General features: G+C 66.4%; 27 protein-coding genes. 10 read left to right on the plus strand and 17 right to left on the minus strand.

Annotated features, from left to right (window positions below):
* Positions 1-61 precede the first annotated feature (61 nt).
* Genes MLE18_RS05210 through MLE18_RS05245 form a run of 8 tightly spaced genes read right to left on the minus strand, consistent with a single transcriptional unit; the run spans position 62 to position 6080 of the window.
* A complete protein-coding gene (locus tag MLE18_RS05210) occupies positions 62-676 on the minus strand; it encodes a uracil-DNA glycosylase (RefSeq protein WP_243367946.1) in 615 nt (204 codons plus the stop codon).
* Between the two features lie 60 nt (positions 677-736).
* Positions 737-1408, minus strand: coding sequence for an adenylate kinase (locus MLE18_RS05215; RefSeq protein WP_243367948.1), 672 nt, complete (start codon positions 1406-1408; stop codon positions 737-739).
* A 39-nt stretch (positions 1409-1447) separates the two neighbouring features.
* Complete coding sequence (tilS, locus tag MLE18_RS05220; RefSeq protein ID WP_243367950.1) at positions 1448-2506, minus strand: tRNA lysidine(34) synthetase TilS; 1059 nt, start codon at positions 2504-2506, stop codon at positions 1448-1450.
* Between the two features lie 4 nt (positions 2507-2510).
* Positions 2511-2918 carry a bacteriohemerythrin gene (locus MLE18_RS05225; protein WP_243367952.1) on the minus strand — a complete coding sequence of 136 codons (408 nt, stop codon included), beginning with the start codon at positions 2916-2918 and terminating at the stop codon, positions 2511-2513.
* A 9-nt stretch (positions 2919-2927) separates the two neighbouring features.
* Positions 2928-3263 (minus strand): hypothetical protein, encoded by a 336-nt coding sequence (locus MLE18_RS05230; RefSeq protein WP_243367953.1) that lies wholly within the window; start codon positions 3261-3263, stop codon positions 2928-2930.
* A 3-nt stretch (positions 3264-3266) separates the two neighbouring features.
* Positions 3267-4592 (minus strand): glutamyl-tRNA reductase, encoded by a 1326-nt coding sequence (hemA, locus tag MLE18_RS05235; RefSeq protein WP_243367955.1) that lies wholly within the window; start codon positions 4590-4592, stop codon positions 3267-3269.
* A complete protein-coding gene (ccsA, locus tag MLE18_RS05240; protein WP_243367956.1) occupies positions 4592-5416 on the minus strand; it encodes a cytochrome c biogenesis protein CcsA in 825 nt (274 codons plus the stop codon). The genes hemA and ccsA overlap by 1 nt, the downstream gene beginning before the upstream one ends.
* Complete coding sequence (locus MLE18_RS05245; protein ID WP_243367958.1) at positions 5403-6080, minus strand: precorrin-2 dehydrogenase/sirohydrochlorin ferrochelatase family protein; 678 nt, start codon at positions 6078-6080, stop codon at positions 5403-5405. The genes ccsA and MLE18_RS05245 overlap by 14 nt, the downstream gene beginning before the upstream one ends.
* 77 nt (positions 6081-6157) lie before the next feature.
* Between MLE18_RS05245 and MLE18_RS05250 the strand changes: the two genes are divergently transcribed.
* From MLE18_RS05250 to MLE18_RS05265, 4 genes are all read left to right on the plus strand, one after another.
* Positions 6158-7381 (plus strand): glycosyltransferase family 9 protein, encoded by a 1224-nt coding sequence (locus tag MLE18_RS05250; protein ID WP_243367960.1) that lies wholly within the window; start codon positions 6158-6160, stop codon positions 7379-7381.
* Positions 7378-8652 (plus strand): CgeB family protein, encoded by a 1275-nt coding sequence (locus MLE18_RS05255; protein ID WP_243367961.1) that lies wholly within the window; start codon positions 7378-7380, stop codon positions 8650-8652. Before MLE18_RS05250 ends, MLE18_RS05255 begins: the two co-directional genes overlap by 4 nt.
* A gap of 89 nt (positions 8653-8741) precedes the next feature.
* Positions 8742-9863 carry an SGNH/GDSL hydrolase family protein gene (locus MLE18_RS05260; protein ID WP_243367962.1) on the plus strand — a complete coding sequence of 374 codons (1122 nt, stop codon included), beginning with the start codon at positions 8742-8744 and terminating at the stop codon, positions 9861-9863.
* A 96-nt stretch (positions 9864-9959) separates the two neighbouring features.
* Positions 9960-10433 (plus strand): VOC family protein, encoded by a 474-nt coding sequence (locus MLE18_RS05265; RefSeq protein ID WP_243367964.1) that lies wholly within the window; start codon positions 9960-9962, stop codon positions 10431-10433.
* A 128-nt stretch (positions 10434-10561) separates the two neighbouring features.
* Here the strand turns inward: MLE18_RS05265 and MLE18_RS05270 are convergent, their stop codons facing one another.
* The 6 genes from MLE18_RS05270 to lspA are packed head-to-tail and all read right to left on the minus strand — an operon-like array spanning position 10562 to position 13882.
* Entirely contained in the window at positions 10562-11296 is a 735-nt protein-coding gene (locus MLE18_RS05270) for a protein phosphatase CheZ (RefSeq protein ID WP_243367966.1), read from the minus strand.
* Between the two features lie 6 nt (positions 11297-11302).
* On the minus strand, positions 11303-11830 hold the full coding sequence (locus MLE18_RS05275; protein WP_243367968.1) for a PilZ domain-containing protein: 528 nt from the start codon (positions 11828-11830) through the stop codon (positions 11303-11305).
* Positions 11831-11852: 22 nt separating this feature from the next.
* A complete protein-coding gene (locus MLE18_RS05280; protein ID WP_243367970.1) occupies positions 11853-12281 on the minus strand; it encodes an NIL domain-containing protein in 429 nt (142 codons plus the stop codon).
* A gap of 11 nt (positions 12282-12292) precedes the next feature.
* Entirely contained in the window at positions 12293-13126 is an 834-nt protein-coding gene (gene ybgF / locus MLE18_RS05285) for a tol-pal system protein YbgF (protein WP_243367972.1), read from the minus strand.
* Entirely contained in the window at positions 13123-13344 is a 222-nt protein-coding gene (locus tag MLE18_RS05290) for a PLDc N-terminal domain-containing protein (protein WP_243367974.1), read from the minus strand. The genes ybgF and MLE18_RS05290 overlap by 4 nt, the downstream gene beginning before the upstream one ends.
* 58 nt (positions 13345-13402) lie before the next feature.
* Positions 13403-13882 carry a signal peptidase II gene (gene lspA, locus MLE18_RS05295; RefSeq protein WP_243367976.1) on the minus strand — a complete coding sequence of 160 codons (480 nt, stop codon included), beginning with the start codon at positions 13880-13882 and terminating at the stop codon, positions 13403-13405.
* Positions 13883-14087: 205 nt separating this feature from the next.
* On the opposite strand from lspA, the gene carB reads away from it, so the two are divergent.
* The 5 genes from carB to MLE18_RS05320 all read left to right on the plus strand — a co-directional run bounded on the left by carB (position 14088) and on the right by MLE18_RS05320 (position 19847).
* Positions 14088-17318, plus strand: coding sequence for a carbamoyl-phosphate synthase large subunit (gene carB / locus MLE18_RS05300; RefSeq protein WP_243367978.1), 3231 nt, complete (start codon positions 14088-14090; stop codon positions 17316-17318).
* A 111-nt stretch (positions 17319-17429) separates the two neighbouring features.
* The gene (gene purF, locus MLE18_RS05305) at positions 17430-18842 is read left to right on the plus strand and encodes an amidophosphoribosyltransferase (RefSeq protein WP_243367980.1); all 1413 of its coding nucleotides are present in this window, start codon (positions 17430-17432) and stop codon (positions 18840-18842) included.
* 21 nt (positions 18843-18863) lie between these two features.
* A complete protein-coding gene (locus tag MLE18_RS05310; RefSeq protein ID WP_243367982.1) occupies positions 18864-19184 on the plus strand; it encodes a hypothetical protein in 321 nt (106 codons plus the stop codon).
* 151 nt (positions 19185-19335) lie between these two features.
* Entirely contained in the window at positions 19336-19569 is a 234-nt protein-coding gene (locus tag MLE18_RS05315; protein ID WP_243367984.1) for a CopG family ribbon-helix-helix protein, read from the plus strand.
* Positions 19570-19571: 2 nt separating this feature from the next.
* Positions 19572-19847, plus strand: coding sequence for a type II toxin-antitoxin system RelE/ParE family toxin (locus MLE18_RS05320; RefSeq protein ID WP_272881483.1), 276 nt, complete (start codon positions 19572-19574; stop codon positions 19845-19847).
* 9 nt (positions 19848-19856) lie between these two features.
* Here the strand turns inward: MLE18_RS05320 and MLE18_RS05325 are convergent, their stop codons facing one another.
* The 3 genes from MLE18_RS05325 to ftsY form a co-directional block, all read right to left on the minus strand.
* A complete protein-coding gene (locus MLE18_RS05325; protein ID WP_243367988.1) occupies positions 19857-21788 on the minus strand; it encodes a RecQ family ATP-dependent DNA helicase in 1932 nt (643 codons plus the stop codon).
* 70 nt (positions 21789-21858) lie between these two features.
* Complete coding sequence (locus tag MLE18_RS05330; protein WP_243367990.1) at positions 21859-22425, minus strand: HD domain-containing protein; 567 nt, start codon at positions 22423-22425, stop codon at positions 21859-21861.
* 3 nt (positions 22426-22428) lie between these two features.
* Positions 22429-23838 carry a signal recognition particle-docking protein FtsY gene (gene ftsY, locus MLE18_RS05335; protein ID WP_336605562.1) on the minus strand — a complete coding sequence of 470 codons (1410 nt, stop codon included), beginning with the start codon at positions 23836-23838 and terminating at the stop codon, positions 22429-22431.
* A 112-nt stretch (positions 23839-23950) separates the two neighbouring features.
* Here ftsY and asnS point away from each other — a divergent pair, with 112 nt between their 5' ends.
* Positions 23951-25327, plus strand: coding sequence for an asparagine--tRNA ligase (asnS, locus tag MLE18_RS05340; protein WP_243367992.1), 1377 nt, complete (start codon positions 23951-23953; stop codon positions 25325-25327).
* Positions 25328-25897: the final 570 nt, after the last annotated feature.

Genomic DNA, 25897 nt, shown 5'->3' on the forward strand with positions numbered 1-25897 from the left:
GTGCATGGGCTGCGGTTCGTTCGCTTATGCGGCGGCTTGCCCAGTGGCGGGGCAACGCCTGCTAGGCGAGGATTTCCGCCATCTGGGCGCGGAAGAGGGTGCTGCCGCCCATGGCCGGATGGCGCACGGTGCGGAAGGCCAGCCCGGGGAAGAGCGCGCCCAGGGAGTGCTCGGCCTTGCGGCCCACGGCCACCACCTGTCTCGGGCTGAAGATGTCCAGCACCTCGGCCAGGAAGGGCTTGCCAAGCTCCAGCTCTTTCGTGCGAGGGGTGCGGTTGGTGCGCGGCTTGCCTGGAAGGTGCGGGTGCAGGGGCAGGGCGTTCCAGAGCAGGGGCACGACGCCATGGGCGTCGGCAACGCCCCAGACGTAGCGGCCGCTCGGCTCGAACACGTCGCCCTGGCGGAACATGGTCTCCCGGTGGGAGGCGAAGAACGGGTTTGCGTTGGTGGCCAGCGTTTCGGGGCTGGTGAAGGGCATGCCGGTCAGGGCGCAGCCCCTGTGTCCGGCGGCTTCGCCGACAAGGGCCAGCTTCACGGGCTGGCGGGCCAGGAAGAGCAGGAACTGGCGCATATTGCCCGCCAGGCGGGGGTCCTGGAAGGGGTTGAACAGGTCCGGGGCCTGGGGGACGGCGGCCAGCCGGGCGAGCAGGGCGTCTATGCGTGCGGATTTGGGCATGGGATGCGAAAAAGCCCCGGAACCCGGCGGGCCGGGCTCCGGGGCTTGGTGCGGCAGACGTTAGGCCAGCTGAGCCAGCAGCTTGTCCTTGATGTCGTTGATGGCGCCTTCGCCGTCGAGCTCGATGTACTTGGTCACGCCCTTGGCGGCCAGGTCCTTGTAGAAGTAGGCGGCGGCCAGGGTGCCGGTGTTGGTGTCGTAGTAGATGTCATGACGCTTGCCGATGGCGGCCTCGTCCTGGTCGTCGGAGCGGGCGGAGAGGTCGCCGCCGCAGACGCGGCACTTGTCGCCGTTGGGCTTGATGGCGTCGATGAAGATGTTGTTGGGGTGGTTGGGGTCGTTCTTGCAGATGCGGCGGCCCATGATGCGGTTCTTGGCGATTTCGCGGGGCAGCAGGATCTCGATCACGTAGTCGAGCTTGATGCCTTCGGCCTGCAGGGCCTCCCACAGCTTCTGGGCCTGCACGGTGTTGCGGGGGAAGCCGTCAAGCAGCCAGCCGCCCTGACCTTTGGTCTTCAGGGTCTCGAGGACCATGGGGATGGTGATGTCGTCGGGGACCAGGTCGCCGCGGTCGATATACGCCTTGGCCTTCTTGCCCAGCTCGGTGCCGCCGCCGATGTGCTCGCGGAAGATGCCGCCGGACTCGATGTGAGCCAGATTGTATTTCTGCTTAACCAGGGAACCCTGAGTTCCCTTGCCGCTGCCGTTGGGCCCGAAGGTCAGGATATTCACGCGCCGCCTCCTTGTTTAAAAAATAACAATCGGTGCTCTCTATCCCTCGGGCGGGGAAGTGTCAACGGCGGGGGCCCCGGAACCTGGAATGAAAACGATGCCCTCGCGCGTCACCAGGGCCTGCTTGCCGCCGGGGAACTGGAAGTCCTTGCCCAGGGAGCGGGCGGCCCAGGCCTCGTCCAGGGCCCGCAGGGGCGGGGCCAAGGGCTGTCCTGGGCCGAGAGTCTCCACGACGCGTTTGTACAGGCGCAGGCGAAGGGCCTTGGGGAGGTTTTCGAGGTGCTCGGAGCGCAGCAGGCGCTCCCCTGTGGCCGGGTCCGGCTCGGGGACGAGCGGCGACACGGCCTCCTGCATGTAGGCCTCGTCGATGCGCGCCTGGGTCCAGAGTTCGGCCACGGCGCCCAGAAAGTGCGGATTTTCACGAACGAACAAGGGCACGAATTCCTTGCGCACACGGTTCCGCAGGAAAGTGCGGTCCTCGTTGCTCGGGTCGTCGCGCCAGGCGAGGCCCCATTCGTTCAGGAAGCGGCGCAGCTGCTCCTTGGGCAGGGTGAGCAGCGGCCGCAGGATGCGCCGCCGCGGGTCCCAGGCGGGCATGCCGCCCAGGGCGGGCCAGCCCGCGCCGCGGATCAGGCGCATGAGCACATCCTCGGCCAGTTCGTCCAGCTGGTGCGCGGTCAGCACCGCGTAGGAGCCGGTCTCACGGCGCAGCTCCTCCAGCCAGGCGTAGCGCGCCCTGCGGCCCGCGTCCTCCAGGCCGGTGCGCCGGCTGGCTGCCTCGGCGCGGATGTCGGCTGTCTTGACCACGCAGTTGATGTCCAGTTCGGAGCACATCTCGACGCAGTGGGCTGCGTCCTGGGCGGAATCGGGTCTCAGGCCGTGGTCCAGGTGGGCGGCGTGCAGTGTGAGGCTCAGGCGCGGGCCGAGGATGGAGAGCATGGCCGCGAGGGCCGTGGAGTCCAGCCCGCCCGACACGGCGAGCACCACGCTCTTGCCGCGCAGCTCCGGGCCGGCGAGGTCGAGCAGGATGCTCTCCACGCGCAGGCAGAGATGGGCGGACCAGGGGGAAAGGGCGGTGAGCCCGCCGGGATGGGGCATGGCCTCAGAGCAGCCCGCGCTGTTCGAAATGGCGGGCGTACTCCTGGTCGAAGCCGGTGACGTGCTCCTCGAACCAGCGCTTCAGGAAGGCCAGCAGCTCGTTGGACAGCTCGGCCCTGTCGCCCAGGTAGTCCAGCTCGAAGTGGAGCAGCTTCTCGATGAAGGCCTCGTGCTGGGCCACGTGCGCATCCAGGCCCGGGAAGCCGATGCGGGCCATCAGGCGTTCTTCGGTGCTGAAGTGCTCGCGCACGTATTCGTTGAGCTCGCGGATGACTCGGGCCAGGATGTCCTTGCCTTCACCGGCGGCGTGGGCACGCTCCAGGTCGGCCAGCAGCTCGACCAGGCGCATGTGCTGCAGGTCGATGTCCTTGTGGTTCACGCTCAGGCTGTCTGACCAGACGAAAATTGTCATGGCGCGCTCCTATACGGCGATGTCGAGTTCCCGCACGAGCAGGTCCAGGCTATCTATCATGTGCTCGCGCAAGGACGCGTTGGCGTAGGCCACGCAGGAGCAGCGCAGGATCTTGCGGGCGCGCACCAAAAGCTCCAGGCGTATCCAGCCGTCGCCGGTCTCCAGGGGCAGGAAGAACGGGCCGCAGGACTCCAGGTGTTCGCTCTGCTCCGGGCCCAGGAATTCCTCGGGGATGGGAACGTAGTACATGCCCTTGATGGAGCCGGTCCAACCCTTCTGGACCAGGCGCGCCTCGATCTTCTCCACGTCCTCGCGGGTGAGTTCGTCAATCTGGTAGACGCGCATGGGCTACTCCTTGGCGGCGGGTTTGCGGTCCAGGTGGGCTTCGGGGGGCACCACCTCCCCGTCGAGATCGAACATGCGCCGGGCCAGGTCCAGGAAGCGTTCGCCGCCGTCCTCCTCCTGGGAGCGCCGTTTCAGGAACTGCAGGGGCTGGTGGTAAAGCTTGTGCGCCAGGGACAGGGCCAGCTTCTCCACCGCGGCCTGCACCTCCTGGGGGCAGTCGGGGCCGAGGCGCTTGAGCGTGCGGCGCAGCTCCTTGCGGGCGAGGGCCTCGCCCTGGCCCAGCAGGTCCACGATGGTGGGCTGCAGGTCAAGGGATTTGAGCCACAGCCCGAACTTCTCGGACTCGGAGCGGATGATCTCCCGGGCCTTCTCGGCCTCGGTGGCGCGCTGGGCCTTGTTCTCCTCCACCACGTCCTTGAGGTCGTCGATGTCGTAGAGGTAGACGTTGTCCAGGCTGTTGATGTCCGGGTCGATGTCGCGGGGCACCGCGATGTCGATGAAGAACATGGGCTTGTATTTGCGCTTCTTGAGCACGTCCTTGATGTCGCGGGCCCTGATGATGGGCTCGGGGGAGCCGGTGGAGCTGATGACGATGTCCACCTCGGGCAGGCGGTCGATGAGCTCGGCGAAGGCCAGGGGCCTGCCCTTGAAGCGGGCGGCCAGCTCCTCCGCGCGGGAGTAGGTCCGGTTGACGACGCTGAGCGACTTGACGCCCGCGCCCACCAGGTGCGTGGCGGCCAGCTCGGCCATTTCGCCCGCGCCGATGAGCATGGCCTTCTTGTCGGCCATCTCGCCGAAGATGTGCTTGGCCAGCTCCACGGCGGCGTAGCTGATGGACACGGCGCTGGTGCCGATGCCCGTCTCCGTGCGCACGCGCTTGGCCGTGGAGAAGGCCTTGTGCAGCAGCCGGTTGACCACAACCTTGGTCTGGCCTTTGTCCACGGCGTTCTTGTAGGCCTGCTTGAGCTGCCCCAGGATCTGCGGCTCGCCCAGCACCATGGAGTCGAGCCCCGCGGCCACCTGGAACAGGTGCTCCACGGCCTCCAGGCCGCGCCGGTGGTACACGTGGGGGGCAAGCTCCGAGGGGCTGCGGCCGCTGGACTCGGCCCAGCAGCGGATCACCTTCTCCCCCGCGCCGGAGCCCAGGGGGGCCACAACCAGGATCTCGACCCGGTTGCAGGTGGAGAGCACCAGCAGTTCGTCCACGGACTTGCCCAGGTTGTGGACGCACTCCTCGAAGCTCACCTGCTCCTTGAGGGAAAAACACTCCCGCACGTCAACGTCGGCGGTGCGGTGGTTGAGACCGAGAATATGAATGTCGTGCTGCATCAGGCGAAACTATGGTGCGTCTTTACGAAGAAGTTGATGCCGAGCATGGAGGCCAGGCTGAGCCCGAACACCCATATGGCCAGCCAGGCGGTTTTCCTGCCGCGCCAGCCAAGGGCCACGCGCTGGTGGAACAGGAAGGCGAACAGCAGCCAGATGAACACGGCCGTGATCTCCTTGGGGTCCCAGGAGAAATAGCGCTTCCAGGTCAGCCCGGCCCAGATGAAGCCGGAGAGCAGGCCCAGGGTGTAGAGCGGGAAACCGAAGGTCACGGCCAGGCGGTTGGCGTTGTCCAGCTTGTCCAGGGAGGGCAGGGCGGCCCAGACGCCGTTGAGCTTCTCCTTGCTTTTGATGCGCCGCTCCAGCTTGATGTAGGCGGCTCCGGCGGCTCCTGCCATGGCCATGAGCCCCAGCGAGCAGAACAGCGTGCCGATGTGCAGCCCGAAGAACAGCCCCGCCAGGGATGGCGGCAGGGGCAGGCGCGCCGAACTGACGCTCAGCGAGCCCAGAAGGATGATGAAGGCCAGGGGGGTTGCGATCAGCCCCAGGAAGGAGAGCTTGAGCCGCACCCAGAGCACGAAGAGCACCAGCAGCAGGCTCCAGGAGAACAGGCTGAGGTAGAACTCGCCGCTGGCCAGGGCCAGGGACGGGTTGGCGAAGAGCCGCAGGGCCAGGCTCACCGTGTGGCAGGCGAAGCCCGCGCCGGAGGCGATGCCCCCGAAGGTGTTCGGGCGGTGCTTGCCGGTGAAGATGCCGCAGATGTGCCCGCCGCTGCCCACCAGATAGAGGGCCAGCGCGGCGTACAGTGCGAGTTCAGCTGAGTCCATCCAGTAGCTCCGGGATGCTGCCGTGCAGCTCGGAAGGAAGGTGCGCGGCGAGGATGTCCGCCGTGGTGGCCGCGTCGCGCCGCTCCAGCGCTTCCAGCAGGCCGGACTCTACCAGGCTGCGGAAAATGGCCCCGTTGCGCGGCGAGCCGAGGCCCAGCTCCAGCACCAGGGGCCTAAGCCTGCTCATGAGCATGAGCGCGGCGGCGTATTCGCTGCCGAAGGTGTCGGCCATCTCCTTGCGGATCTTGCGGGCCATGGCCGGGGAGGCTCCGCCCGTGGATATGGCCACGGTCAGGTCGCCCTGGGTGAACAGCGCGGGGACGATGAAGCTGCACTTCTCGGGCTGGTCCACGATGTTGCAGAGCAGGTCCCTGGCTTCGCAGGCCCGGCTTATGCGCCAGTTGAGCTCCTCGTTGGAGGTGGAGGCGATCACCAGGAAGCGGCCGTCCAGGTCTGCCTCGTCGAAGGAGCGCTGCTCGAAGACCACGTTGGGCAGGGCCAGGACCTCCTGGAGCTCGGCGTCCGGGGGGCTGGTGTCCAGCACGAGGATTTCCTTGGCCCCGCAGGCGGCCAGGGTTCCGATTTTGCGGCGGCCGACCTCGCCCGCGCCGACCACGAGGCAGCGCTTGCGGGTGAGGTCCGCGTAGAGTGGGTAGTAACGCATGGGCAGAGAGCCTAGCACAACCCGAGCCGCCAGCAAACCCACTTTCTTTCCCCCCGGCCTTGGGCTACCCTGGAGCAATGAAACCCGTGCTCGTCATGCAGCTGGCCCGCTTCGGGGACCTGCTCCAGACCAAACGGCTGGTGGCGGGCCTCGAGCAGGCCGGGCGGCCCGTGCACCTGCTGGTGGACTCCTCCCTGGCGGGTCTGGCGCGCCTGGTCTATCCCCGGGCGGTGGTGCACGCCGTGGCGGCGCACTCCCGGCCGGACCTGGCCGCCCTGCGAGAGAGCGTGCGCGAACTGGGCGAGGCCGGATTCCGGCGGGTCTACAACCTCAACTATTCGGGCCTGAGCGCCGCCCTGACAACCGCTTTCGACCCCGAGACCGTGCGCGGCCACCGCCTTGAGCAAGGCCAGCCTCAGCGCGACCCGTGGGCGGGCATGGCCTTCCGCTGGACGCGCAGGCGCAGGCAGGCCGGGGTGAACTTGGCCGATTTCTGGGCCGGCTACGCCTTGCCCCTGGCCGACGCCTCCTCGGTGAACCCCGTTGCCGAGCCCAAGGGCGGCGGCCTGGGCGTGGCCCTGGCCGGGCGCGACCCGAGGCGCTCCCCCCCGCCGCGCGTGCTGGCCGGGGTGATCCAGGCCCTGCTGCCCACGCTGGGGGCCGTCAGGGTGACGCTCCTGGGCACAGCTTCCGAACGCCTCGCCGCCAAGGAGCTCACGTCCCTGCTGCCCGAGCGCGTGGCGCAGTCCGTCACGGACCTCACCGGCCGCACCAGCCTGGAGCAGCTCGTGGACACGGTGGCCGGGCTGGACCGCCTGCTCACCCCCGACACCGGGATCATGCACCTGGCCGCGCACCTGGGCGTGCCGGTGACGGGGCTGTTCCTCTCCAACGCCTGGTGCCACGAGACCGGCCCCTACGGCCTTGGGCACACCGTCTGGCAGGCCACCCTGGACTGCGCCCCGTGCCTGGAAGCCGCCCCGTGCCCAAACGAAGTGGCCTGCCTGGACCCCTTCGCCTCCCGCGAATTCCTGCGCCTGGCCACCGGCAAGGCCGGGGTGGAGCCGCCCGCCGGGCTCACCGGTTACGCTACAGGCTTCGACGCCCTGGGCGTGTGCTGCGAACCCTTCTGCGGGCCGGACCCGGGCCGGGCCGAGCGCCTGGCCCTGCGCGCCTTCGCGGCCCGGAGCCTGGGCATTGGCGGCGACGGCTACGACCCCGCGCCCGGCCTCGTCGAGGACATGGTGGCGGACCCGGACTTCATGCTCCCCAAACATCAAGCACTTCTTGAGACACTATGAACCGATCCCTGCGCGTGCTCGTGGTCCTGCCCATGTACGGGGGCTCCCTGCCCATCGGCCGCTATTGCGCCCGGGCCCTGGCCGGTCTGGGCCACTGCGTCGAGGTGTTCGAGGCTCCCGAGTTCCACGGCGCGTTCTCCGCGCTCAAGGGCCTGCGCGTCACCTCAGAGCGGTTGGAGCACCTGGAGCACGCCTTCCTGCAGGTGGTGGCCCAGGCCATCCTGGCCAAGGCGGACACCTTCCGGCCCGACCTGGTGCTGGCCCTGGCCCAGGCCCCGCTCTCGCGGCAGGCGCTCAAGCGGCTGCGCCAGATGGGCATCCCCTCGGTGATGTGGTTCGTGGAGGATTTCCGGCTCTTCACCTATTGGGAGTCCTACGCGGCCCATTACGACGCCTTCGCCGTGATCCAGAAGGAGCCCCTGCTTAACAAGCTGGAGGCCGCCGGGCAGCCCAACGCCCTGTACCTGCCCCTGGCGGCGGATCCGGTTTTTCATGCGCCGCTTGAACTTTCGTCCGTGGAGAAGCGCATCTACGGCTCGGAAGTCTCCTTCCTGGGGGCGGGCTACCCCAATCGCCGCGTTGCCTTCAAGGAGCTGGTCTCCTACGGGCTCAAGATCTGGGGCTCGGACTGGGAGGGAGAGGACGTGCTCCAGGCCTACGTGCAGCGCGGCGGCGAGCGCGTGAGCCCCGAGGACGCGGTGAAGATTTTCAACGCCACGGCCGTGAACCTCAACCTGCACTCCAGCGTCTCCGCCAGGGACCTGGTGAGCGGCGGGGATTTCGTAAACCCGCGCACCTTCGAGCTGGCCATGTGCGGAGCCTTCCAGCTGGTGGACGAGCGCAGCCTCATGGGCGAGCTGTTCGCGCCCGGGGAACTGGCCACCTTCGGCTCCATGCAGGAGCTGCACGAGTCCCTGCGGCACTTCCTGGCCCACCCCGAGGAACGCGCCGCCTACGCCGAGCGGGCTCGCAAACGCGCCCTGGCGGAGCACACCTACCAGGCAAGGATGCGCACGCTGCTCGAATTCCTGGAGTCCCGCCTGGAGGGCTGGCCCCGGCCCGCCGGGGGGGAGAGCGCGCTGGACGCCCTGCCCGAGGAGCACCGCGAGGCCGCCGCAAAGCTGCTCGGGGAGCTGGGGCTCAGCCCGGAAGCCCCCTTCGCGGACCTGGTCTGGGCCCTGCGCGCCAAGGCGGGCAGGCTCTCCCCGGTGGAGACGGCCATCCTCTTCCTGGACGAGTGGCGCAAGCAGTACGGAGGCGGCAAGGGCTGATTTTGAGGGCCGGGGCGGCCCGTCGGAAATTCCAGAAGGGTTTGACGTAACGGCGTTGACTTGCCCCGGGACTTGGGAAATGGGATCGGATGATCCCGGCCCGGTCCGGGGAACACCAACCTCCCGTCGTTCACGGGACACACCGCGCGGTACGTGCGCCGCGCACGGAGCGCGTTATCTTAATCCTCGCCATCATCCTGCTGGTTCTGGCCCTGCACGCCGTGCTGCTGCCCGGGGTGCGCAAGCGCCTGCCTGTCTCGCTCGAGGCGCTGGCGGCCGGAATTCTCGTGCTCGATTCCCTGCTGCTGGGTTTCTTGCTGCTGGAGCTTTACTTCTCCCACTTCTACGACCAGTCCGACGGCTTCAACCTGACCCGCGCCGGGAAGAAGTGGTTCGAGCGCCACTGGCAGCCCATGAACAAGCTGGGCTACCGTGACGCCGAGGTGTCGCCGCCTGGGCCGGGCCAGCGCGTGCTGGTGGTGCTTGGGGACTCCTTCGCGGCCGGACACGGGGTCAAGCAGGCCGGGGACCGCTTCTCGGACGTGGCCGCCCGCGCCCTGGGCGAGGGCTGGAGGGTGTACAACGTCTCCAAAATCGGCTGGGACACCCCGGACGAGATCGAGGCCCTCAAGGCGTTCCCGGTGAAGCCCGACGTGGTGGTCTTCTCCTATTACGTCAACGACATCTTCGCCGCCGCGCGGCAGGTGGGCTACCCGGCGAACTTCGCGGTGAACCTGCCCAAGGGCCTGACCAAGGCCGTGCTGGAGAACTCGGCCCTGGCCGATTATCTGTATTGGCGCATGGAACGCTGGGGCGGCAACTTGACCGGCGGGGGCAACACGTTCTGGGAATCGCTCCAGGGCGCCTACACCGACCCGGCGGTCTGGGGCGCGCACTCCGCCGAACTGGGCGAGCTGGCCCGCTACTGCCGGGAAAAGGGAATCGGGCTGGTGGCGGTGGTCTTCCCCATGCTCCAGGCCCCGGCCCAGAGCGCTCCCATCACGGCCAAAGTGGCGGGGACCCTGGCGGAGCAGGGCGCCATGGTGCTGGACCTGAGCCCGGTGTTCATTGACGCGAAGCCGTCCGAACTGGTGGTGGGCTCCCTGGACGCGCACCCCAACGAGGCAACGCACAAGAGGGTCGGGGAGATGATCGTCCCCATGGTGCGGGAGCTGGAAAAAACGGAGCTGGCGCGCAAGGCCGCGCAGTAGCCGGGCTGCCCGAGCCGCCCGGGCGAGCTTCGACCGGCCGGGGAGACGTGCTGCCGGATGCGCAATCCAACCCTGCAACACCCACCGGGAGGCCCCATGCAGAAGATCACACCGTGTCTATGGTTCGACGGCAACGCGATGGAGGCCGTGGACTTCTACCTCTCGGTCTTCAAGAACTCGAAGATCGGCGACGTGATGTACTGGGGCGATGCCGGGCCCGGCAAAAAGGGCGACGTCCTGTGCGTGAACTTCGAACTCGAAGGGCAGGGGTTCATGGCGCTCAACGGCGGGCCCGAGTTCCACTTCACCCCGGCGATATCGCTCTTCGTGGACTGCGCCACGCAGCAGGAGATCGACGAACTCTGGGAGAAGCTTCTTGATGGCGGCCAGCCGGTGGAGTGCGGCTGGCTCACGGACAGGTTCGGCGTGTCCTGGCAGATCGTTCCGGGTTTCCTGGGCGAGATGCTGCGCGACAAGAACCGGGAAAAGGCCGACCGGGTGATGCGGGCCATGCTCAAGATGGTCAAGCTCGACGTCGCGCTTCTGAAGCAGGCCTACGAGCAGGACTGAGCGTCCGCGCCGCTCCGGCGCACGGAAGACATCCGCGGAGCCGCGGCCTGTGTTGAACGGGCCGTCATCCGTGCACGAAAAAAGGGGGCCGCATGGCCCCCTTTCGTGATTCGCCGTTTGAGATATCCCTACATGCCCAGCGAAGCCAGCAGGTCGTCCACGGAGGCCTGGCTGGCGTCCATCTGGGGTCCCTTGAGCTCGCTGACCTTGCGGACGGCCTCGGCCTCGATGAGGTCCAGGTCCTTCTCGGGGGTCTCCTCGTGGGCCTTCAACTTGAAGCCCGTGGAGAGGTAGAGGTCCAGCACGATGGCCTCCACGTTCTTGATGGCCCCGATGATGCGCTTGATGCGCTGGCCGGTGAGATCCTGGAAGGAGAGGGTGGTCATGATGCTCATGAGGTCCTCGTTGAGGGTGTCGCTCATGGAGCGCAGCTCGGCCAGCTGCTCCTTGGTGACGCCGCCGGACTTCAGGCTGTGCAGGATCTTGTTGGATTCGGCCTGCATCTCCAGGTGCTTCTCCACCACGTCCATGATCTCGCCGGTGGCCTGTTCGGTGGTGGCCAGGATCTTGTCCAACTGGTCGGCGGCCTCGCTGAAGAGCTGGTCAGCCCGCTTCTTCTCCTTGGTGATCTCGTTGCCGTCGCCGTCCTGGCGGGCGTTGGCCAGCTCCTTGTAGATGGACTGCAGGCCCGTGCGCATGTTGTCGCTCAGGCGCTTGTAGAACTCGCTCTGCAGAAGCGACCGGGTGAGCGTTTTGGACAGCTCGGTCTCCACGGCCTGGGTGATGGACGCCTTGAGGTTGTCCACCATCTCGTCCATGAGCTTGTCCATGATGTTTTCAATCGCCGCTTCGCTCTGAACCATGCCCGGTTACTCCCACATCTTGACGCGCAGCTCGTCGCGCTGGGTTTGAAACACGAATTGAACGATGGACTCCAGGTCGCGGTCGCGCACGCGGGTGAAGTCCACGGCCCAGCCGGGAACGCCGCTCACATCCTCGTTGCGCACCACGCGCCCGATGACACCGGCCATGCGGATCGGCACCTGGGTCAGGGTGATGACGCATTCGATCATCTGGCCGATTTCCAGCGGCAGGGTGCTGGTCAGCTTGACCCCTGCGCCAGAGATCTCGCCGATCTGCACAGCGTGGGGGAAGTCGTCCAGGAGGTTGTCCTGGCTGTGCACGGAGATGAGCAGGTCCAGCTTGCGGTCGATGCCGGCCAGGGCGTTCACCAGGGCCTCGTTCACCCCCGCGCTCTTGAGCTCCATGACGGAGACCGATGTGCTGGTGATGGGCGCCTCGCGGAAGAGCTGCAGCTCCTTGTCGGAGGCGAGCAGCCTGATCCTGCCGCGCAGGTTGGTGGGGATGCGCAGGAACGTGCGTTTGTCTTCTTCCATGCCGGACTCCCGGGAATGGGCGCTAGATGGTGCCGTTCTCCAACTGGGTCTCCATGGCCTTCACCGGGCAGACTTTCACGCACAGGCCGCAGGCCACGCATTTCTCGGGGTCGAAGGTGACCTTCCAGGTGCTCCTGTCCACGGAGAGGGCGCGGGGACGGCACAGCGCGGTGCACACGCCGCAGTGCATGCAGGAGGTCTCGTCCTTGCGGATCTTCTGGCCCACGGGCGTGATCTTGACGCCGTGCTCCTTGAGGTAATCCATGGCGTCGCTCACGGCCTTCTCCAGGCCGTTGATCTCAAGGATCATCTCGCCGACCTCGCGGGGCGTGATGTGCGCCTTGAGGATGTTGAAGCAGAGGTCGTAGAGCTTGATGATGTTGCACACGACGGGCTTGCCGGAAGTCTCCGGGGAGAAGCTCAGGTGCACGATCTTTCTGATCTCGTTCATGGCTTGGTACCTTAGATGAGGCTCTTGGCCCGGCGTGCCTCGGCCGAGTCGGGGAATTTCTTGATCAGGTCCTGGAAAATCATCTTGGCGGCCTCTTTCTTGTTCAGCTTCTGGAAGGCCATGCCCTGCTTGAGCATCGCCGAGGGCACCTTGTTGTTCTTGGGGAACTTTTCGATGACTTCCTGGTAGTTGAGCACTGCCTGGGGCATGTCGCCCTTCTGGAAGTAGGCCTCGCCCATCCAGAAGTAGGCGTTGGGGGCCAGGGTGTGCTTGGGGTAGTTCTTGGCCACGTCGCTCCACATGGAGGCGGCCTTGTCGTACTCCTTGGCCTGGAAGGCCTGCATGCCCTTGGAGTAGATGGCTTCGGCCGGGTCCGTGTTGGTGGCGGCGGGAACGTCCGTGGGCTTGCCCGGAGTTTTGGCGGGCGCCTGGGCCTGGGGCTGCTGCTGCGCGGCCTGCTGCATGGCGGGCTGGCCCTGGTCGGCGGCCGGGGCCTGTCCCTGCTGGGCGGCGGGCACCTGGCCGTCGACCTCGACGCCGAGCTGCGCGGCCACCTGCTTCAGGTTGCCCTCCAGCTTCTGGATGCGCCTGGAGAGTTCCGGCAGGGAGGCCGAACCGCCGCCGCCGTCGCCGGAGGTCAGGGAGCGCACCTGGAGGTTCAGTTCCTCCACCTGGGCGGAGAGTTGCTGCACGCGGGACCGCAGGCCGTCCACCTCGGCCAGGGCGTTGGCCTGGGCCTGGGCGGTGGGGTCCACGGGTTTGCCTTTCACCGGGGCGTCGGAGCTTCCTGCGCAGCCCGAGAGCATGAGCAGGGCGGCCAATGCGGCGATATGCTTACGGCTCATTTGGTTGACTTTCCTCTTTTCTTGCCCGCGAACAGGTAGATCAGGGCGCCGACCACGGGCACGAAGACCACCAGGCACAGCCAGACCATCTTTTCCTGTATCGTGGGGAACTCGCGGTAGAATGCGTGGGTGATCGCCCAGAAGTTGAGCACCAGCGGGAGGGCCAGCGCGACGTAGAACCAGAGGGGGAACCCCCCGACGAGAGTTGTCAGGCTCATAGGTGCGTCCTTGCTATATCCAGGCGGCCTGTTTGGCAAGACCGCGCGGGGTTTGGCTTCAGGGCCTCTTGCGTTCGTAGAGCGAGATTATCAGGGCCAGCGAGCCGCATGTGATGGCGATGTCGGCCACGTTGAAGGCGGGCCAGTGGAAGGAGCCGATGTAGAAGTCGAGGAAGTCGATCACTTCGCCCGAGCGGATGCGGTCCACCATGTTGCCGATGGCTCCGCCGAGAATCAGGCCCAGCGCGACAACGAAGATGGTATCCCCGGGCTGGGCCTTGGTGAGCAGGTTGGCGATGATGACCACCGCCAGGGCCGAGGCCCCCAGGAAGAAATAGGTCTGCCAGTTGCCGCCGGTGTCGTTCAGGAAGCCGAACGCCGCGCCCTTGTTGAGGGTGTGCACCAGATTGAAGAAACCGGGGATGACCTCGCGCCCGGTGAAAAGCAGAATGTGCTTCTGCACCAGGTATTTCGTTGCCTGGTCCAGCAGGGCGACGGTGGCGGCGAGGCTCGCGGCGAGCATGTAGTGTGGCTTCACGGGGCTTCCTTGTCGTGCGTTAACGGCTGCGCATCCCAATATGCTAGCTGGCCGGGAAGTCAATCGCCGTGCGGGGCCTCAAACATCTTGCCGGGGGGCGGCTATTTGCGTACATCCACCCGCGAGGCGAAGCCCACGATTTTACAAAATCGCGCAGTGTTCGGGCCTCGCGCGCCCTCCTAACCTCAACAACCTCTCCCAAGTCATGCCCAAACGCACGGACCTAAAGAAAATTTTGATCATCGGCTCCGGCCCTATCGTCATCGGTCAGGCCTGCGAATTCGACTATTCCGGTTCCCAGGCCGCTAAGGCGCTCAAGGAGGAAGGCTACGAGGTCATCCTCGTCAACTCCAACCCCGCCACGATCATGACCGACCCCGGCTTGGCCGACCGGACATACGTGGAGCCCATCGACCCGGACATCGTGGCCAAGATCATCGAGCGGGAGCGCCCCGACGCCCTGCTGCCCACCCTGGGCGGGCAGACCGGCTTGAACACCGCCGTGGCCCTGGCCGAATCCGGCGTGCTGGACAAGTACGGCGTGGAGCTCATCGGCGCCAACCTGGCCGTGATCAAGAAGGCCGAGAGCCGCCAGGAGTTCCGCGAGGCCATGGACAAGATCGGCCTCAAGACTCCCAAGAGCGGCATCGCCCGCTCCATGGAAGACGTGCGCCACTGGGGCCGCCAGATCCCCTTCCCGATCATCATCCGTCCCGCCTTCACCATGGGCGGGGCAGGCGGCGGCGTGGCCTACAACATGGAGGACCTGGAGGCCATCTCGGCCCGGGGCCTGGCCCTCTCCATCAAGTCCGAGATCATGCTTGAGCAGTCGGTGCTCGGCTGGAAGGAGTTCGAGCTGGAGGTGATGCGCGACGTTGGCGACAACTGCGTCATCATCTGCTCCATCGAGAACATCGACCCCATGGGCGTGCACACCGGCGACTCCATCACCGTGGCCCCCGCCCAGACCCTCACCGACGACGAATACCAGAAGATGCGCGACGCGGCCCTGGCCATCATGCGCGAGATCGGCGTCGAGACCGGCGGCTCCAACGTGCAGTTCGCCGTGAACCCGGCCGACGGCGAGATGGTCATCATCGAGATGAACCCCCGCGTGTCGCGCTCCTCGGCGCTGGCCTCCAAGGCCACGGGCTTCCCCATCGCCAAGATCGCGGCCAAGCTGGCCGTGGGCTACACCCTGGACGAGATCCCCAACGACATCACCAGGGAGACCATGGCCTCCTTCGAGCCCACCATCGACTACGTGGTCACGAAGATCCCCCGGTTCACCTTCGAGAAGTTCCCCGGCGCCGAGGACTACCTGACCACGGCCATGAAGAGCGTGGGCGAGGCCATGAGCATCGGCCGCAACTTCAAGGAGTCGCTGCAGAAGGGCATGCGCTCCCTTGAGGTGGGCATGCCCGGCCTCTCCAAGGAGTTCGACCGCTGCACCTGGGACAAGGAAGCCATCCTGGCCTCGCTGCGCAAGCCCAACTCCCGCAGGCTCTTCGACGTGCGCTCCGCCATGCTCTGCGGCATGACCGACGAGGAGATCCACGACGCCACCAAGATCGACCCCTGGTTCCTGCGCCAGATCCGCGAGATCGTGGACATGGAGGCCGAGCTGCATTCCTTCGCCCTGGAGGAGTCCATCAGCGCCTCCAACCCCAAGCTGGGCCCGGTTATGCGCAAGGCCAAGCAGTTCGGCTTCTCCGACCGCCAGCTGGCCGCGCTCTGGAAAAAGGAGGAGCTGGACATCCGCTCCATCCGCCAGAAGCTCGAAGTGCAGCCCACCTACTACCTGGTGGACACCTGCGCCGCCGAGTTCGAAGCCTACACCCCGTACTTCTACTCCACTTACGAGTCCGGCAAGGAGATCACCCCTTCGGACAAGCGCAAGGTGGTCATCCTGGGCGGCGGGCCCAACCGCATCGGCCAGGGAATCGAGTTCGACTACTGCTGCGTGCACGCCTCCTACGCCCTGAAGGAGCTGGGCATCGAGTCCATCATGGTCAACTCCAACCCGGAGACCGTGTCCACGGACTACGACACCTCGGACAAGCTCTACTTCGAGCCCCTGACCTTCGAGGACGTGCTCAACATCATCGAGTCCGAAAAGCCCGAGGGCGTCATCGTGCAGTTCGGCGGCCAGACCCCGCTGAACCTGGCCGTGCCGCTCATGCGCGCTGGCGTGCCCATCCTGGGCACCTCGCCCGACTCCATCGACCGCGCCGAGGACCGCGAGCGCTTCCAGGCCCTGCTGCGCAAGCTCGGGCTCAAGCAGCCGCCCAACGGCACGGCGTACTCCTTCGAGCAGGCCCGCGACATCGCCAAGCAGATCACCTACCCCGTGGTGGTGCGCCCCTCCTACGTGCTGGGTGGCCGGGCCATGGAAGTGGTCTACGACGAGGAGGCCCTGGCCAGCTACTTCAAGCGCACGGTGCAGGCTTCCCCCGAGCATCCCATCCTCATCGACAAGTTCCTGGAGAACGCGGTCGAGGTGGACGTGGACGCCATCTGCGACGGCACGGACACCTACGTGGCCGGCATCATGGAGCACATCGAGGAGGCGGGCATCCACTCCGGCGACTCGGCCTGCGTGCTGCCCCCGCACACCCTCGATCCCGCGCTCATCAAGGAGATCGAGCGCCAGACCGAGGCCCTGGCCGTGGAGCTGAACGTGGTGGGCCTGATGAACATCCAGTTCGCCATCAAGAGCGGCGAGATCTACATCCTGGAGGTCAACCCCCGGGCCTCGCGCACCTCGCCCTTCGTGTCCAAGGCCACGGGCGTGCCCCTGGCCAACCTGGCCACCAAGGTGATGATGGGGCAGACCCTCAAGGATCTCGACCCCTGGACCAAGCGCAAGACCGGCCACATCTCCGTGAAGGAGTCGGTGTTCCCGTTCAACCGCTTCCCCGGCGTTGACGTGCTGCTCGGACCCGAGATGCGCTCCACCGGCGAGGTCATGGGCGTGGATGCGAGCTTCGGCCTGGCCTTCATGAAGAGCCAACTGGCCGCAGGCCAGCGCCTGCCCATGGAGGGCACGGTGTTCATCTCCGTCAACGACACGGACAAGGACGCCGTGGTCCCCGTGGCCAAGCTCTTCGAGGAGCTGGGCTTCCGCATCGTGGCCACGGGCGGCACCGCCGCCCACCTGACCGCCAACGGGGTCAAGGCCGAGAAGGTGCTCAAGGTCTACGAGGGCAGGCCCAACGCCGCCGACCACGTGATCAACGGCCAGATCCAGCTGATGATCAACACCGTCTCCGGCAAGAAGACCGTGCAGGACTCCTCCCAGCTGCGCCAGACCACCCTGATGTACGGCGTGCCGTACACCACCACGGTGGCGGGCGCGCGGGCCATGGCCCAGGCCATCAAGGAGATGAAGGGCCACGGCCTCTCCGTGAAGAGCCTTCAGGAACATTACGCCTAACAGCGCAAGCAAGCGCCCCGGCCGCCCGCAAGGGCGGCCGGGGCTTTTTAGTTGACTCGGAAGGAAGGAGCCTTATCTCCTCACTTTCAGCAGACGGCAGGTAGCAAGCACATGAAGAAAGAGTACTGCGGACTGTTCGGCATCTACGGCCACCCCGAGGCCGCGCGCATGACCTATTTCGGCCTCTACGCCCTGCAGCACAGGGGGCAGGAGTCGGCCGGCATCGTCACCTGGGACGGGGAGCTGATCCGCGAGCAGAAGGGCATGGGTCTGGTGGCCGACGTGTTCAACGAACGCCACCTGGGCAAGGAGCTCAAGGGCAACATCGCCGTGGGCCACATCCGCTACTCCACCACCGGGGCCTCCCTGCTGCGCAACGCGCAGCCCTTCCTGGTGCGCTTCGGGGACTGGCGCCTGGCCATCGCCCACAACGGCAACCTGGTGAACACCATGGAGCTGCGCGCTGAGCTGGAGGCTTCGGGCTCCATCTTCCAGACCACCATGGACTCCGAAATTTTCGTGCACCTCATCGCCAAGCACCTGAACGGCGGCACCATCGAGGACGCCGTGATCAAGGCCTGCCAGCGCGTGAAGGGCTCCTATTCCCTGCTGATCCTGGCCAACGACAAGCTCATCGCCGTACGCGACCCCCACGGCATCCGCCCCCTGGCCCTGGGCCGCCTGGACGACGCCTACGTGATCTCCTCCGAATCCTGCGCCTTCGACCTCATCGAGGCCGAGTACCTGCGCACGGTCGAGGCCGGCGAGATGCTCGTGGTGCAGGGCAACTGCCTGCGCACCTTCCGCATCAGCGAGCCCAAGCCCGCCAAGCGCTGCATCTTCGAACTGGTCTATTTCGCCCGGCCGGACTCCGTGGTCTTCGGGGAGGTGGTCTACTCCTGCCGCAAGCAGATGGGCCAGGCCCTGGCCCTGGAAGCCCCCGTGGACGCCGACTACGTGATGCCCTTCCCGGACTCGGGGGTCTACGCCGCCGTGGGCTACGCCCAGCAGTCCGGCCTGCCCTTTGAGGTGGCCATGGTGCGCAACCACTACGTCGGCCGCACATTCATCCAGCCCTCGCAGTCCATGCGGGACTTCTCCGTGCGCGTGAAGCTGAACCCCGTGCGCTCGCTCATCAAGAACAAGCGCATCATCATCGTGGAAGACTCCATCGTGCGCGGAACCACCATCCGCACCCGCGTGAAGAAGCTGCGGGAGCTGGGCGCGCGCGAGATCCACATGCGCGTGAGCTGCCCGCCCATCAAGTTTCCCTGCTTCTACGGCATCGACTTCTCCTCCAAGGGCGAGCTGATCGCGGCCAATCACTCCGTGGAGGATATCGCCCGCTACATCGGGCTGGACAGCCTGCACTACCTCTCCATCGGCGGCCTGCTGGACTCCGTGGGCGCGGACAGGGAGCACCACAAGTACTGCCTGGCCTGCTTCGACGGCAATTACGTGATCCCTCCCTGCGCCGAGGGCGGCAAGCTCTGCATGGACGAGCAGAACGCCCTGACCTGGTAGGCCGCGTTGCTCAGGACCATCATGGACAATGTGGCCGCAGCGGCGGCCACGGTGAAGCTCAAACCGCTGCTCAAGGACTATTGCGACATGTTGCGCGTGGAGTTGGATTCAAAGGGGAAGGTGCTGGTGCTGGAAGGCACCCCCAAGGGGGAGGCCGAGGCCATCCGCGTGGAGCTGGTGGGCTACAGCCTGGAACGCGAGGACGGCAAGCCCGTGCTGCGCTTCGAGGAGCTGCGCGTGAGCAGGGAGTGGATGCAGAAGCTGGCGGAAGTCTTCCTGAAGGACAAGCGCATCGAGCTGCCTGATGAAACGCCGCTGGAGCTGGTGAAGGCGTTCACCTAGACTGATTGTTGAGGATATTCGCGAATTGATGCGGCCACGGCGGAAGCTGTGGCCGCTTTTTCGTGGAAATTCACAGGAAGCCCGGTTTGGGGTTGTCAGCTTGATGTCATGGCGATATCATGGTGGTATCATAATGCCGGGAGGCACCGCCATGAGCGTCGCCAGCACGCTACGCACGGACAGCGCAACATTGGCCAGGTTGGACGAAGTGGCCAAACAAATGGGCAGAAGCCGCAATTGGGCCCTGAACAAAGCCATCGAGGATTTCATTACCTACCACGAGTGGTATCTCGCCAAGGTGCGGGAGGGCGTCGAAGCGGCGGAAGCGGGACGCTTCGCATCCCAGGATGAGGTCGATTCCGTCTTCAGGGAGTTTGGGGCCTAGCCATGCCCGTCTGGACAGTTCATGCCTTGAACGATTTACGCGCCCAGTTGGCCTACATCGCCCAGGACAACCCCGAGGCCGCCCGCCGAACGGCGATCAAGATCGAGGTATCCTGCACCGGGCTGGATCAGTTCCCACGGGTCGGGCGGGAAGGCGCGGTCCCCGATACCCGGGAACTCGTGATTCCGGGCACGGCGTATGTCTGCGTGTACCGACTTTCCGGGGTCCGCGTGGAAATATTGCGCCTTCTGCACACGCGCATGATGTGGCCGGAGTGAGGGCGGCCTTCATCTCTCCATTTCCCTTCGCGCAAGCTCCAGCACCATCGTAAACGGCACCCGCTCGAACAGCCCGAACGCCTCGTGGCCTTTCAGGCGGCTGGTGGCGGGCGATGATATCCCGCACAGGAATTTGGCCATGCGCCGGGGCGTGCCCAGTTGCGGCAGCCGCTCCCCGATCAGCGCGGCAACCCGCTCCAGGGCCTGCGTCTTGGGCCTGCGCACTCCAAGCGGGGCGGGGTGGGCGGGCGCGTCGCCCAGACATGGGCCGCAGTGCCCGCAGTCGCCCATCTCCTCCCCGAAGTGCCCGGCCAGCTCCCTGGTGAGGCAGCCCGAAGTGGCGGCCAGGGCCAGCATCCTGCCCACGCGCTCCACATCCCTCGTCTCCCGCTGGTTGAAGCGCCGGGCCAGCTCCGCCGCCAGCGCCGAGCTGTCCCTGTCCGGCGCGAGCACGCGGAAACGCTGCTTCACGCCGCTGGTCTTGAGCGTGACATGTCCCTGGGCGTGCAGATAGTCCAGCGCGCTGACGATGCGCTCCCGGGGCTCTTCCAGGGCCTGGGCCGCCTCGTCCACGTCGATGACGAAATATTTCCGGCGCTTGACCAGCCTGGCCAGCACCCGGCGCAGAAAATCCTGCCGCTGCGGGTCGAAGAGGGGCAGGAACTCCGCCGAAGGCTTGAGCGGCTCCACCAGATAGCTGGAATAGACGTGCCCCACGGAGCGCAGCACCCCGGCAAGCTCCAGGTAGGTCAGCAACGTGCGCACCACCAGGGGCCGGATGTCGTGCCGGTTGGAGAGATCGTAAGTGGAGATGTCCTGCTGCGCCTCTCCGCCAAGAATCTCGTCCAGCACGGCCGCGATGGAGCCCTCGTCCGGGGTGTCGCCCAGCACGAAGTTCTCCAGGGTCACGGTGTCCTGGCGGCAGACCAGCAGCTCGCACACGGCCGGTGCGCCGTCCCGCCCGGCCCTGCCGATCTCCTGGGCGTAGCTCTCCACGCACTTGGGCAGGTTGTAATGGTACACGGCGCGGATGTCGGCCTTGTCCACCCCCATGCCGAAGGCGATGGTGGCCACCACGATCATATCCTTGGAGGCCATGAAGGCGTCCTGCACGGCGTCGCGGTCCTCGTTCTCCATGCCCGCGTGGTAGGCCCGGGCCTGGAAGCCGTTCCGGTTCAGGTACTCCGCCACGGTCTCGGCCGTCTTCTGCAGGGTGACGTAGACGATGGCCGGGCCGCGCGGCCGGGAGGCCAGCCGGTCGAGCAGTGTGCGCCTGCGGCTTCCGGGCGTGACGGCAGTGGCGCGCAGCTCCAGGTTGGGGCGGTGGAAGCCGGTCCGCACAACGTCCTCGGGGGCGATGGCGAAGGCGCGGGCGATGTCCTGCGCGGTTGCCGGGTCCGCCGTGGCCGTGAGCGCCAGCACCCTCGGGATGCCGAGGTCCCGGACCAAGTCCGCGATCTTGAGGTAGTCCGGCCGGAAGTTGTGGCCCCATTCGCTGATGCAGTGGGCCTCGTCCACGGCCAGGAGGGAAATCTTCACGCTGCGCAGGTGCTGCAGGAAGCGCTCGTTGGCCAGCCGCTCGGGCGAGATGTAGAGCAGCTTGAGCCTGCCGCCGCGCAGGCCGTCGAGCACGGAGCGGGCCTGGTCGGCGTCGAGGGTGGAGTCGTAGCGCGCGGCCGCCACGCCTTTGGCGGTGAGGAAGTCGATCTGGTCCTTCATCAGGGCGATGAGCGGCGAGATGACCACCGTCACGCCCGAGAGGCACAGCGCCGGCAGTTGGTAGCACAGGCTCTTGCCCGCGCCGGTGGGGAAGACGGCAAGCACGCTGCGCCCCTCAAGAAGGCGCTGCACGGCCTCGGCCTGGCCTGGGCGGAACCCCGGGAAGCCGAACACGCTGCCGAGCATGGCCCGGGCTGAGCGTTCGGGCGGGGCGCTGGTCATGTGGGGAGCCTCCGGCAGTGGATCATGGCCGGAGGATGTCATGCGCAAACGGATTGTGTAAAGTCAAAAATTACGCCCGGGGTCCCACCGCATCCAAAGGGAGTCCCATGGCCCGTTCGATGCGCGCACGCACCGTCTCGGCGCGTTTCTGGCCGTTCTCCAGGCTGGCCAGCTTTTCCGCGTTGCCCTCCCAGGTCTTGAGCCAGATGGCGTAGCGGTCCTCCACGCTCACCCGGGTGGTGCGGCGGTAGCTCTTGTCCGCCATGTAGACCACCTCGGCGGCGCTCACGGGCTCGGGCTCCTGGGGCGTGCGCCCGGCAAGGCGGGTGTGCACCTCGGCCACGGCGGCCACCTCGGGGTAGCCCAGTCCGCGCAGCAGCTCGCCTGCGGCGCGGTCATGGTCGGGCTGGCCCTTGCACATGTCGTGGAGCAGGGCGGCCGACTCCACCAGGCCACGGTCCAGCTCGTGGCCGCGCTCGGCGAGCCGGTCCCGGATGGCCAGGGCCAGTTCGGCCACGGCAAGACTGTGGGCTATCCGCTCCGGCTTGGATTGGTGTTGTTCGAGCAGGGCCAGGGCCTCCGTCCTGGAGGGCGTGCGCATGGTCGTACCGGCCTGGTTGGAGTTGTCGACGAGCATGTTCTAGACCAGCAGGGCCTTGGCGAAGTCCTCGCCGGAGAAGGGCCGCATGTCCTCCATCTTCTCGCCCAGCCCCACGAAGGTGATGGGGATGGCGTGCTCCAGGGCGATGCCCACCACCACGCCGCCCTTGGCCGTGCCGTCGAGCTTGGTGAGCACGATCTCGTCCACGCCCACGGCCTCGTGGAACAGCTTGGTCTGGGAGAGGGCGTTCTGGCCGGTGGTGGCGTCCACCACCAGGATGGTGCGGTGGGGCGCTCCGGGGTGCTTCTTGCCCAGCACGCGCTCGATCTTCTTGAGCTCTTCCATGAGGTTTGCCTTGGTGTGCAGGCGGCCCGCGGTGTCCAGGAGCATGAGGTCGTAGCCGTTGGCCAGGCAGTGGTCCATGGCCTCGAAGGCCACGGCCGCCGGGTCAGCGCCCTCGCCCTTGGAGAAGAAGCCCGCGCCCACGCGTCCGGCCCAGATCTGCAACTGCTCGATGGCCGCCGCGCGGAAGGTGTCGCCCGCCACGATGAGCACCTTGCGGCCCTGCATCTGCGCCCTGTAGGCCAGCTTGGCGATGGAGGTGGTCTTGCCCACGCCGTTGACGCCCACCATCATCACCACCTCGGGCGGGTTCACGGCCTTGATGGTCTTGGGGGCCTTGAAAATCTGGGCCAGCTCCTCGCGCAGGATCTCCTTGAAGCCGGACGGGTCGGTCACGCCGGACTTGCGGGCCCGGTTCTTGAGCTGTGAGAGCAGCTTGCCCGCGGGCTCGAAGCCCACGTCGGCCATGATCAGGATCTCCTCCAGCTCCTCCCAGAACTCGTCGTCCATCTTGGAGTGGGAGGTGAGCAGCCCGTCGATGCGCGCGGCGATCTGCTCGCGGGTCTTGGCCAGGCCCTCGGAGAGCTTGATGAACAGGCGGCTGCGCTCGTCCTCCTCGTCCTCCAGGTCCAGGGCTAGGGCCAGGCGGTACTGCAGTTCGGAGCGGAACTCCTCCACCTCTTCGTAGCCCATGTTGGCGAGCCACTTCTCGAAGGCGGCGATGAACTCGTCGGCCTCGGCGGCGGGGGCTTCGAGGCAGTTGAACAAGAAGCGCAGGCGCTCCCAGAGCTCGGGGCCGCCGCGGTTGACGCCCTGGAGCACGATGCCCAGCCACACCGAAAGCTTCGGCTCGGCCTGGCGCAGGCTCAGGGTCAGCTCCGTCTGCCAGGCTGGGGTCGCGCCGGGCTCGGCCTTGGGGCAGGCGGCGGGTTCGGCCTGTTCCGGAGCGGCCTCGGCCGCCGGACTTTCAGGCTCCGGCGCTGGCGCCGCCTGCTCCCCGGCGGGAGCTTCGGCGGTCTGCAGGTTTTCAGGAGCCTTCTCGTCGGGCGTCTGTTCGTCGGGCTTCTTGCGGCCTATCCAGGAGGTGAGCTTGGAGAAAAAACCCATGAGCCATCCTTATAAGATTTACTTGCGCACCTCTCCTAACCCAGCGGGCCTTCCCAGACAAGGGCGCAGACGCCTCTTGCCCGCATACTCCAGATTGGATTAGAATGTCGGGATGAAACGTACCAAAATCGCTCAACTGCTCGCGGCCGAAGGGCCCGTGCCCCGTGTGCTGGTGAAGGGCTGGGTGCGTACCCGGCGCGATTCGAAGGAATTCTCCTTCCTGGAACTCAACGACGGCTCCTGTCTGGGCAACATCCAGGCCGTGGTGGACGCCGGCATCCCAGGCTACGACTCCGTGAAGGAGATGGGCACAGGCGCCTCCGTCTCCGTGGAGGGCGAGCTCGTCGCCTCGCCCGGCAAGGGCCAGGCCTGGGAGATCAAGGCCACGTCGGTCGCGCTCATCGGGGCCTCCGACCAGGACACCTTCCCCCTGCAGAAGAAGCGGCACTCCGACGAATTCCTGCGCACCATAGCGCACCTTCGGCCCCGCACCAACAAGTTCGGCGCGCTCTTCAGAATACGCTCCGAGCTGGCCCTGGCCGTGCACCGCTATTTCCAGGAGCGTGGCTTCTTCTACCTGCACTCGCCGCTGATCACCGGCGCGGACTGCGAGGGCGCGGGCGAGATGCTGCGCGTCACCACCCTGAACCCGGGCCAGATGCTCGGCCCCGAAGGCGTCAAGGCCGACTTCTTCGGAAAGGAGGCCTTCCTGACGGTCTCCGGCCAGCTCTCGGCCGAGCCCTTCGCCCTGGCCCTGGGCGACGTGTACACCTTCGGCCCCACCTTCCGCGCCGAACCTTCGGACACGGCCCGTCACGCCGCCGAGTTCTGGATGGTGGAGCCCGAGATGGCCTTCGCCGACCTGGGCGACAACATGGACCTGGGCGAGGACCTGCTCAAGTACTGCATCAAGGCGGTCATGGACCGGCGCGCCTCCGACCTGGAGCTGTTCGCCAAGTGGGTGGACACCGGGCTGTCCGAGCGCCTGGACAAGCTCGTGGGGGAGCCCTTCGAGCGCATCTCCTACACCGAGGCCATCGACATACTCTCCAAGGCCAAGAAATCCTTCGAGTATCCCGTGGGCTGGGGCAAGGACATCCAGACCGAGCACGAGCGCTACCTGGCCGAGGAGCACTTCGGCAAGCCCGTGATCGTGTATGACTATCCCAAAGATATCAAGGCGTTCTACATGCGCCAGAACGACGACGGCAAGACCGTGGGCGCCATGGACGTGCTGGTGCCCCGTATCGGCGAGATCATCGGCGGCAGCGCCCGCGAGGAGCGGCTGGACAGGCTTCAGGCCCGCATCGACGAGCTGGGCCTCTCCTGCGAGAGCTACGGCTGGTACCTGGATACGCGCCGCTTCGGCACTGCCCCCCACGCCGGGTTCGGCCTGGGCTTCGAGCGCATGGTCATGCTGGTCACGGGCGTGACCAACATCCGCGACGTCATCGCCTTCCCCAGGACCTACAAACATTTGGAATTCTAGGCGGCAATCATCGCCAGGGACGATTTCACCGACCGGGGGGAGGGCGAAGGCCTTCCCCCCTCCCTTTTCTGTGCTATATTCCGATGTGCGGCTCTGATTATTCTTGAACGAGATGCCCCTCTATCCGAGAGCGCGGGCTAGCGAAGGGTAAAAAGTGTCGCGGCGTGATGCCCTGTGATGCAGAGCTGTTGCGCAGTTCACCAGGCCAGGAATCGTAAAAATGTTCCGTGGGTTGGAAGAATCCTGTTGACTCCAGGTGCTGGCCCAGCTAGACAGCCTCTCCCGCTGCGGGAGGGCGCGAGCCCATCCGGGGTGGTTTGAGAAAATTGACAACTGGACGCGATTGGCGGTTGACACGGCGACCGGGCTTCGGTAGGAAGTTCGGCCCGCTGCGGGAAGGGGGAGACCCTGGGCCGCTGAGGGACGTGTCGAAAACTTCGCAGAAAGTTGTTGACGCGGGGGCCGGAAGCCAATAGGTTGCCGCCTCGCCCGACGGAGCCGAGTGCTGCGGCGGGATTGAAAACTGAAGATTGAGCGTCAACGAAATAAGTCGTTGACACCGCGAGCCGG

This window comes from Fundidesulfovibrio soli (assembly GCF_022808695.1).
In the GTDB taxonomy this organism is placed as follows: Bacteria; Desulfobacterota; Desulfovibrionia; order Desulfovibrionales; family Desulfovibrionaceae; genus Fundidesulfovibrio; species Fundidesulfovibrio soli.

What these genes read in the sequence shown, in the direction of transcription:
- hemA (WP_243367955.1), bottom strand. Translation starts at nt 4,592, where the DNA reads ATGCAGCACGACATTCATATTCTCGGTCTCAACCACCGCACCGCCGAC.
- carB (WP_243367978.1), top strand. Translation starts at nt 14,088, where the DNA reads ATGCCCAAACGCACGGACCTAAAGAAAATTTTGATCATCGGCTCCGGC.
- MLE18_RS05310 (WP_243367982.1), top strand. Translation starts at nt 18,864, where the DNA reads ATGGACAATGTGGCCGCAGCGGCGGCCACGGTGAAGCTCAAACCGCTG.
- MLE18_RS05245 (WP_243367958.1), bottom strand. Translation starts at nt 6,080, where the DNA reads ATGCGTTACTACCCACTCTACGCGGACCTCACCCGCAAGCGCTGCCTC.
- MLE18_RS05250 (WP_243367960.1), top strand. Translation starts at nt 6,158, where the DNA reads ATGAAACCCGTGCTCGTCATGCAGCTGGCCCGCTTCGGGGACCTGCTC.
- tilS (WP_243367950.1), bottom strand. Translation starts at nt 2,506, where the DNA reads ATGCCCCATCCCGGCGGGCTCACCGCCCTTTCCCCCTGGTCCGCCCAT.
- ccsA (WP_243367956.1), bottom strand. Translation starts at nt 5,416, where the DNA reads ATGGACTCAGCTGAACTCGCACTGTACGCCGCGCTGGCCCTCTATCTG.
- purF (WP_243367980.1), top strand. Translation starts at nt 17,430, where the DNA reads ATGAAGAAAGAGTACTGCGGACTGTTCGGCATCTACGGCCACCCCGAG.
- MLE18_RS05325 (WP_243367988.1), bottom strand. Translation starts at nt 21,788, where the DNA reads ATGACCAGCGCCCCGCCCGAACGCTCAGCCCGGGCCATGCTCGGCAGC.
- MLE18_RS05255 (WP_243367961.1), top strand. Translation starts at nt 7,378, where the DNA reads ATGAACCGATCCCTGCGCGTGCTCGTGGTCCTGCCCATGTACGGGGGC.
- MLE18_RS05225 (WP_243367952.1), bottom strand. Translation starts at nt 2,918, where the DNA reads ATGACAATTTTCGTCTGGTCAGACAGCCTGAGCGTGAACCACAAGGAC.
- MLE18_RS05315 (WP_243367984.1), top strand. Translation starts at nt 19,336, where the DNA reads ATGAGCGTCGCCAGCACGCTACGCACGGACAGCGCAACATTGGCCAGG.
- MLE18_RS05290 (WP_243367974.1), bottom strand. Translation starts at nt 13,344, where the DNA reads ATGAGCCTGACAACTCTCGTCGGGGGGTTCCCCCTCTGGTTCTACGTC.
- ybgF (WP_243367972.1), bottom strand. Translation starts at nt 13,126, where the DNA reads ATGAGCCGTAAGCATATCGCCGCATTGGCCGCCCTGCTCATGCTCTCG.
- asnS (WP_243367992.1), top strand. Translation starts at nt 23,951, where the DNA reads ATGAAACGTACCAAAATCGCTCAACTGCTCGCGGCCGAAGGGCCCGTG.
- MLE18_RS05275 (WP_243367968.1), bottom strand. Translation starts at nt 11,830, where the DNA reads ATGGAAGAAGACAAACGCACGTTCCTGCGCATCCCCACCAACCTGCGC.
- MLE18_RS05320 (WP_272881483.1), top strand. Translation starts at nt 19,572, where the DNA reads ATGCCCGTCTGGACAGTTCATGCCTTGAACGATTTACGCGCCCAGTTG.
- MLE18_RS05265 (WP_243367964.1), top strand. Translation starts at nt 9,960, where the DNA reads ATGCAGAAGATCACACCGTGTCTATGGTTCGACGGCAACGCGATGGAG.
- MLE18_RS05330 (WP_243367990.1), bottom strand. Translation starts at nt 22,425, where the DNA reads ATGCTCGTCGACAACTCCAACCAGGCCGGTACGACCATGCGCACGCCC.
- ftsY (WP_336605562.1), bottom strand. Translation starts at nt 23,838, where the DNA reads ATGGGTTTTTTCTCCAAGCTCACCTCCTGGATAGGCCGCAAGAAGCCC.
- MLE18_RS05230 (WP_243367953.1), bottom strand. Translation starts at nt 3,263, where the DNA reads ATGCGCGTCTACCAGATTGACGAACTCACCCGCGAGGACGTGGAGAAG.
- MLE18_RS05210 (WP_243367946.1), bottom strand. Translation starts at nt 676, where the DNA reads ATGCCCAAATCCGCACGCATAGACGCCCTGCTCGCCCGGCTGGCCGCC.
- MLE18_RS05270 (WP_243367966.1), bottom strand. Translation starts at nt 11,296, where the DNA reads ATGGTTCAGAGCGAAGCGGCGATTGAAAACATCATGGACAAGCTCATG.
- MLE18_RS05260 (WP_243367962.1), top strand. Translation starts at nt 8,742, where the DNA reads ATGATCCCGGCCCGGTCCGGGGAACACCAACCTCCCGTCGTTCACGGG.
- MLE18_RS05280 (WP_243367970.1), bottom strand. Translation starts at nt 12,281, where the DNA reads ATGAACGAGATCAGAAAGATCGTGCACCTGAGCTTCTCCCCGGAGACT.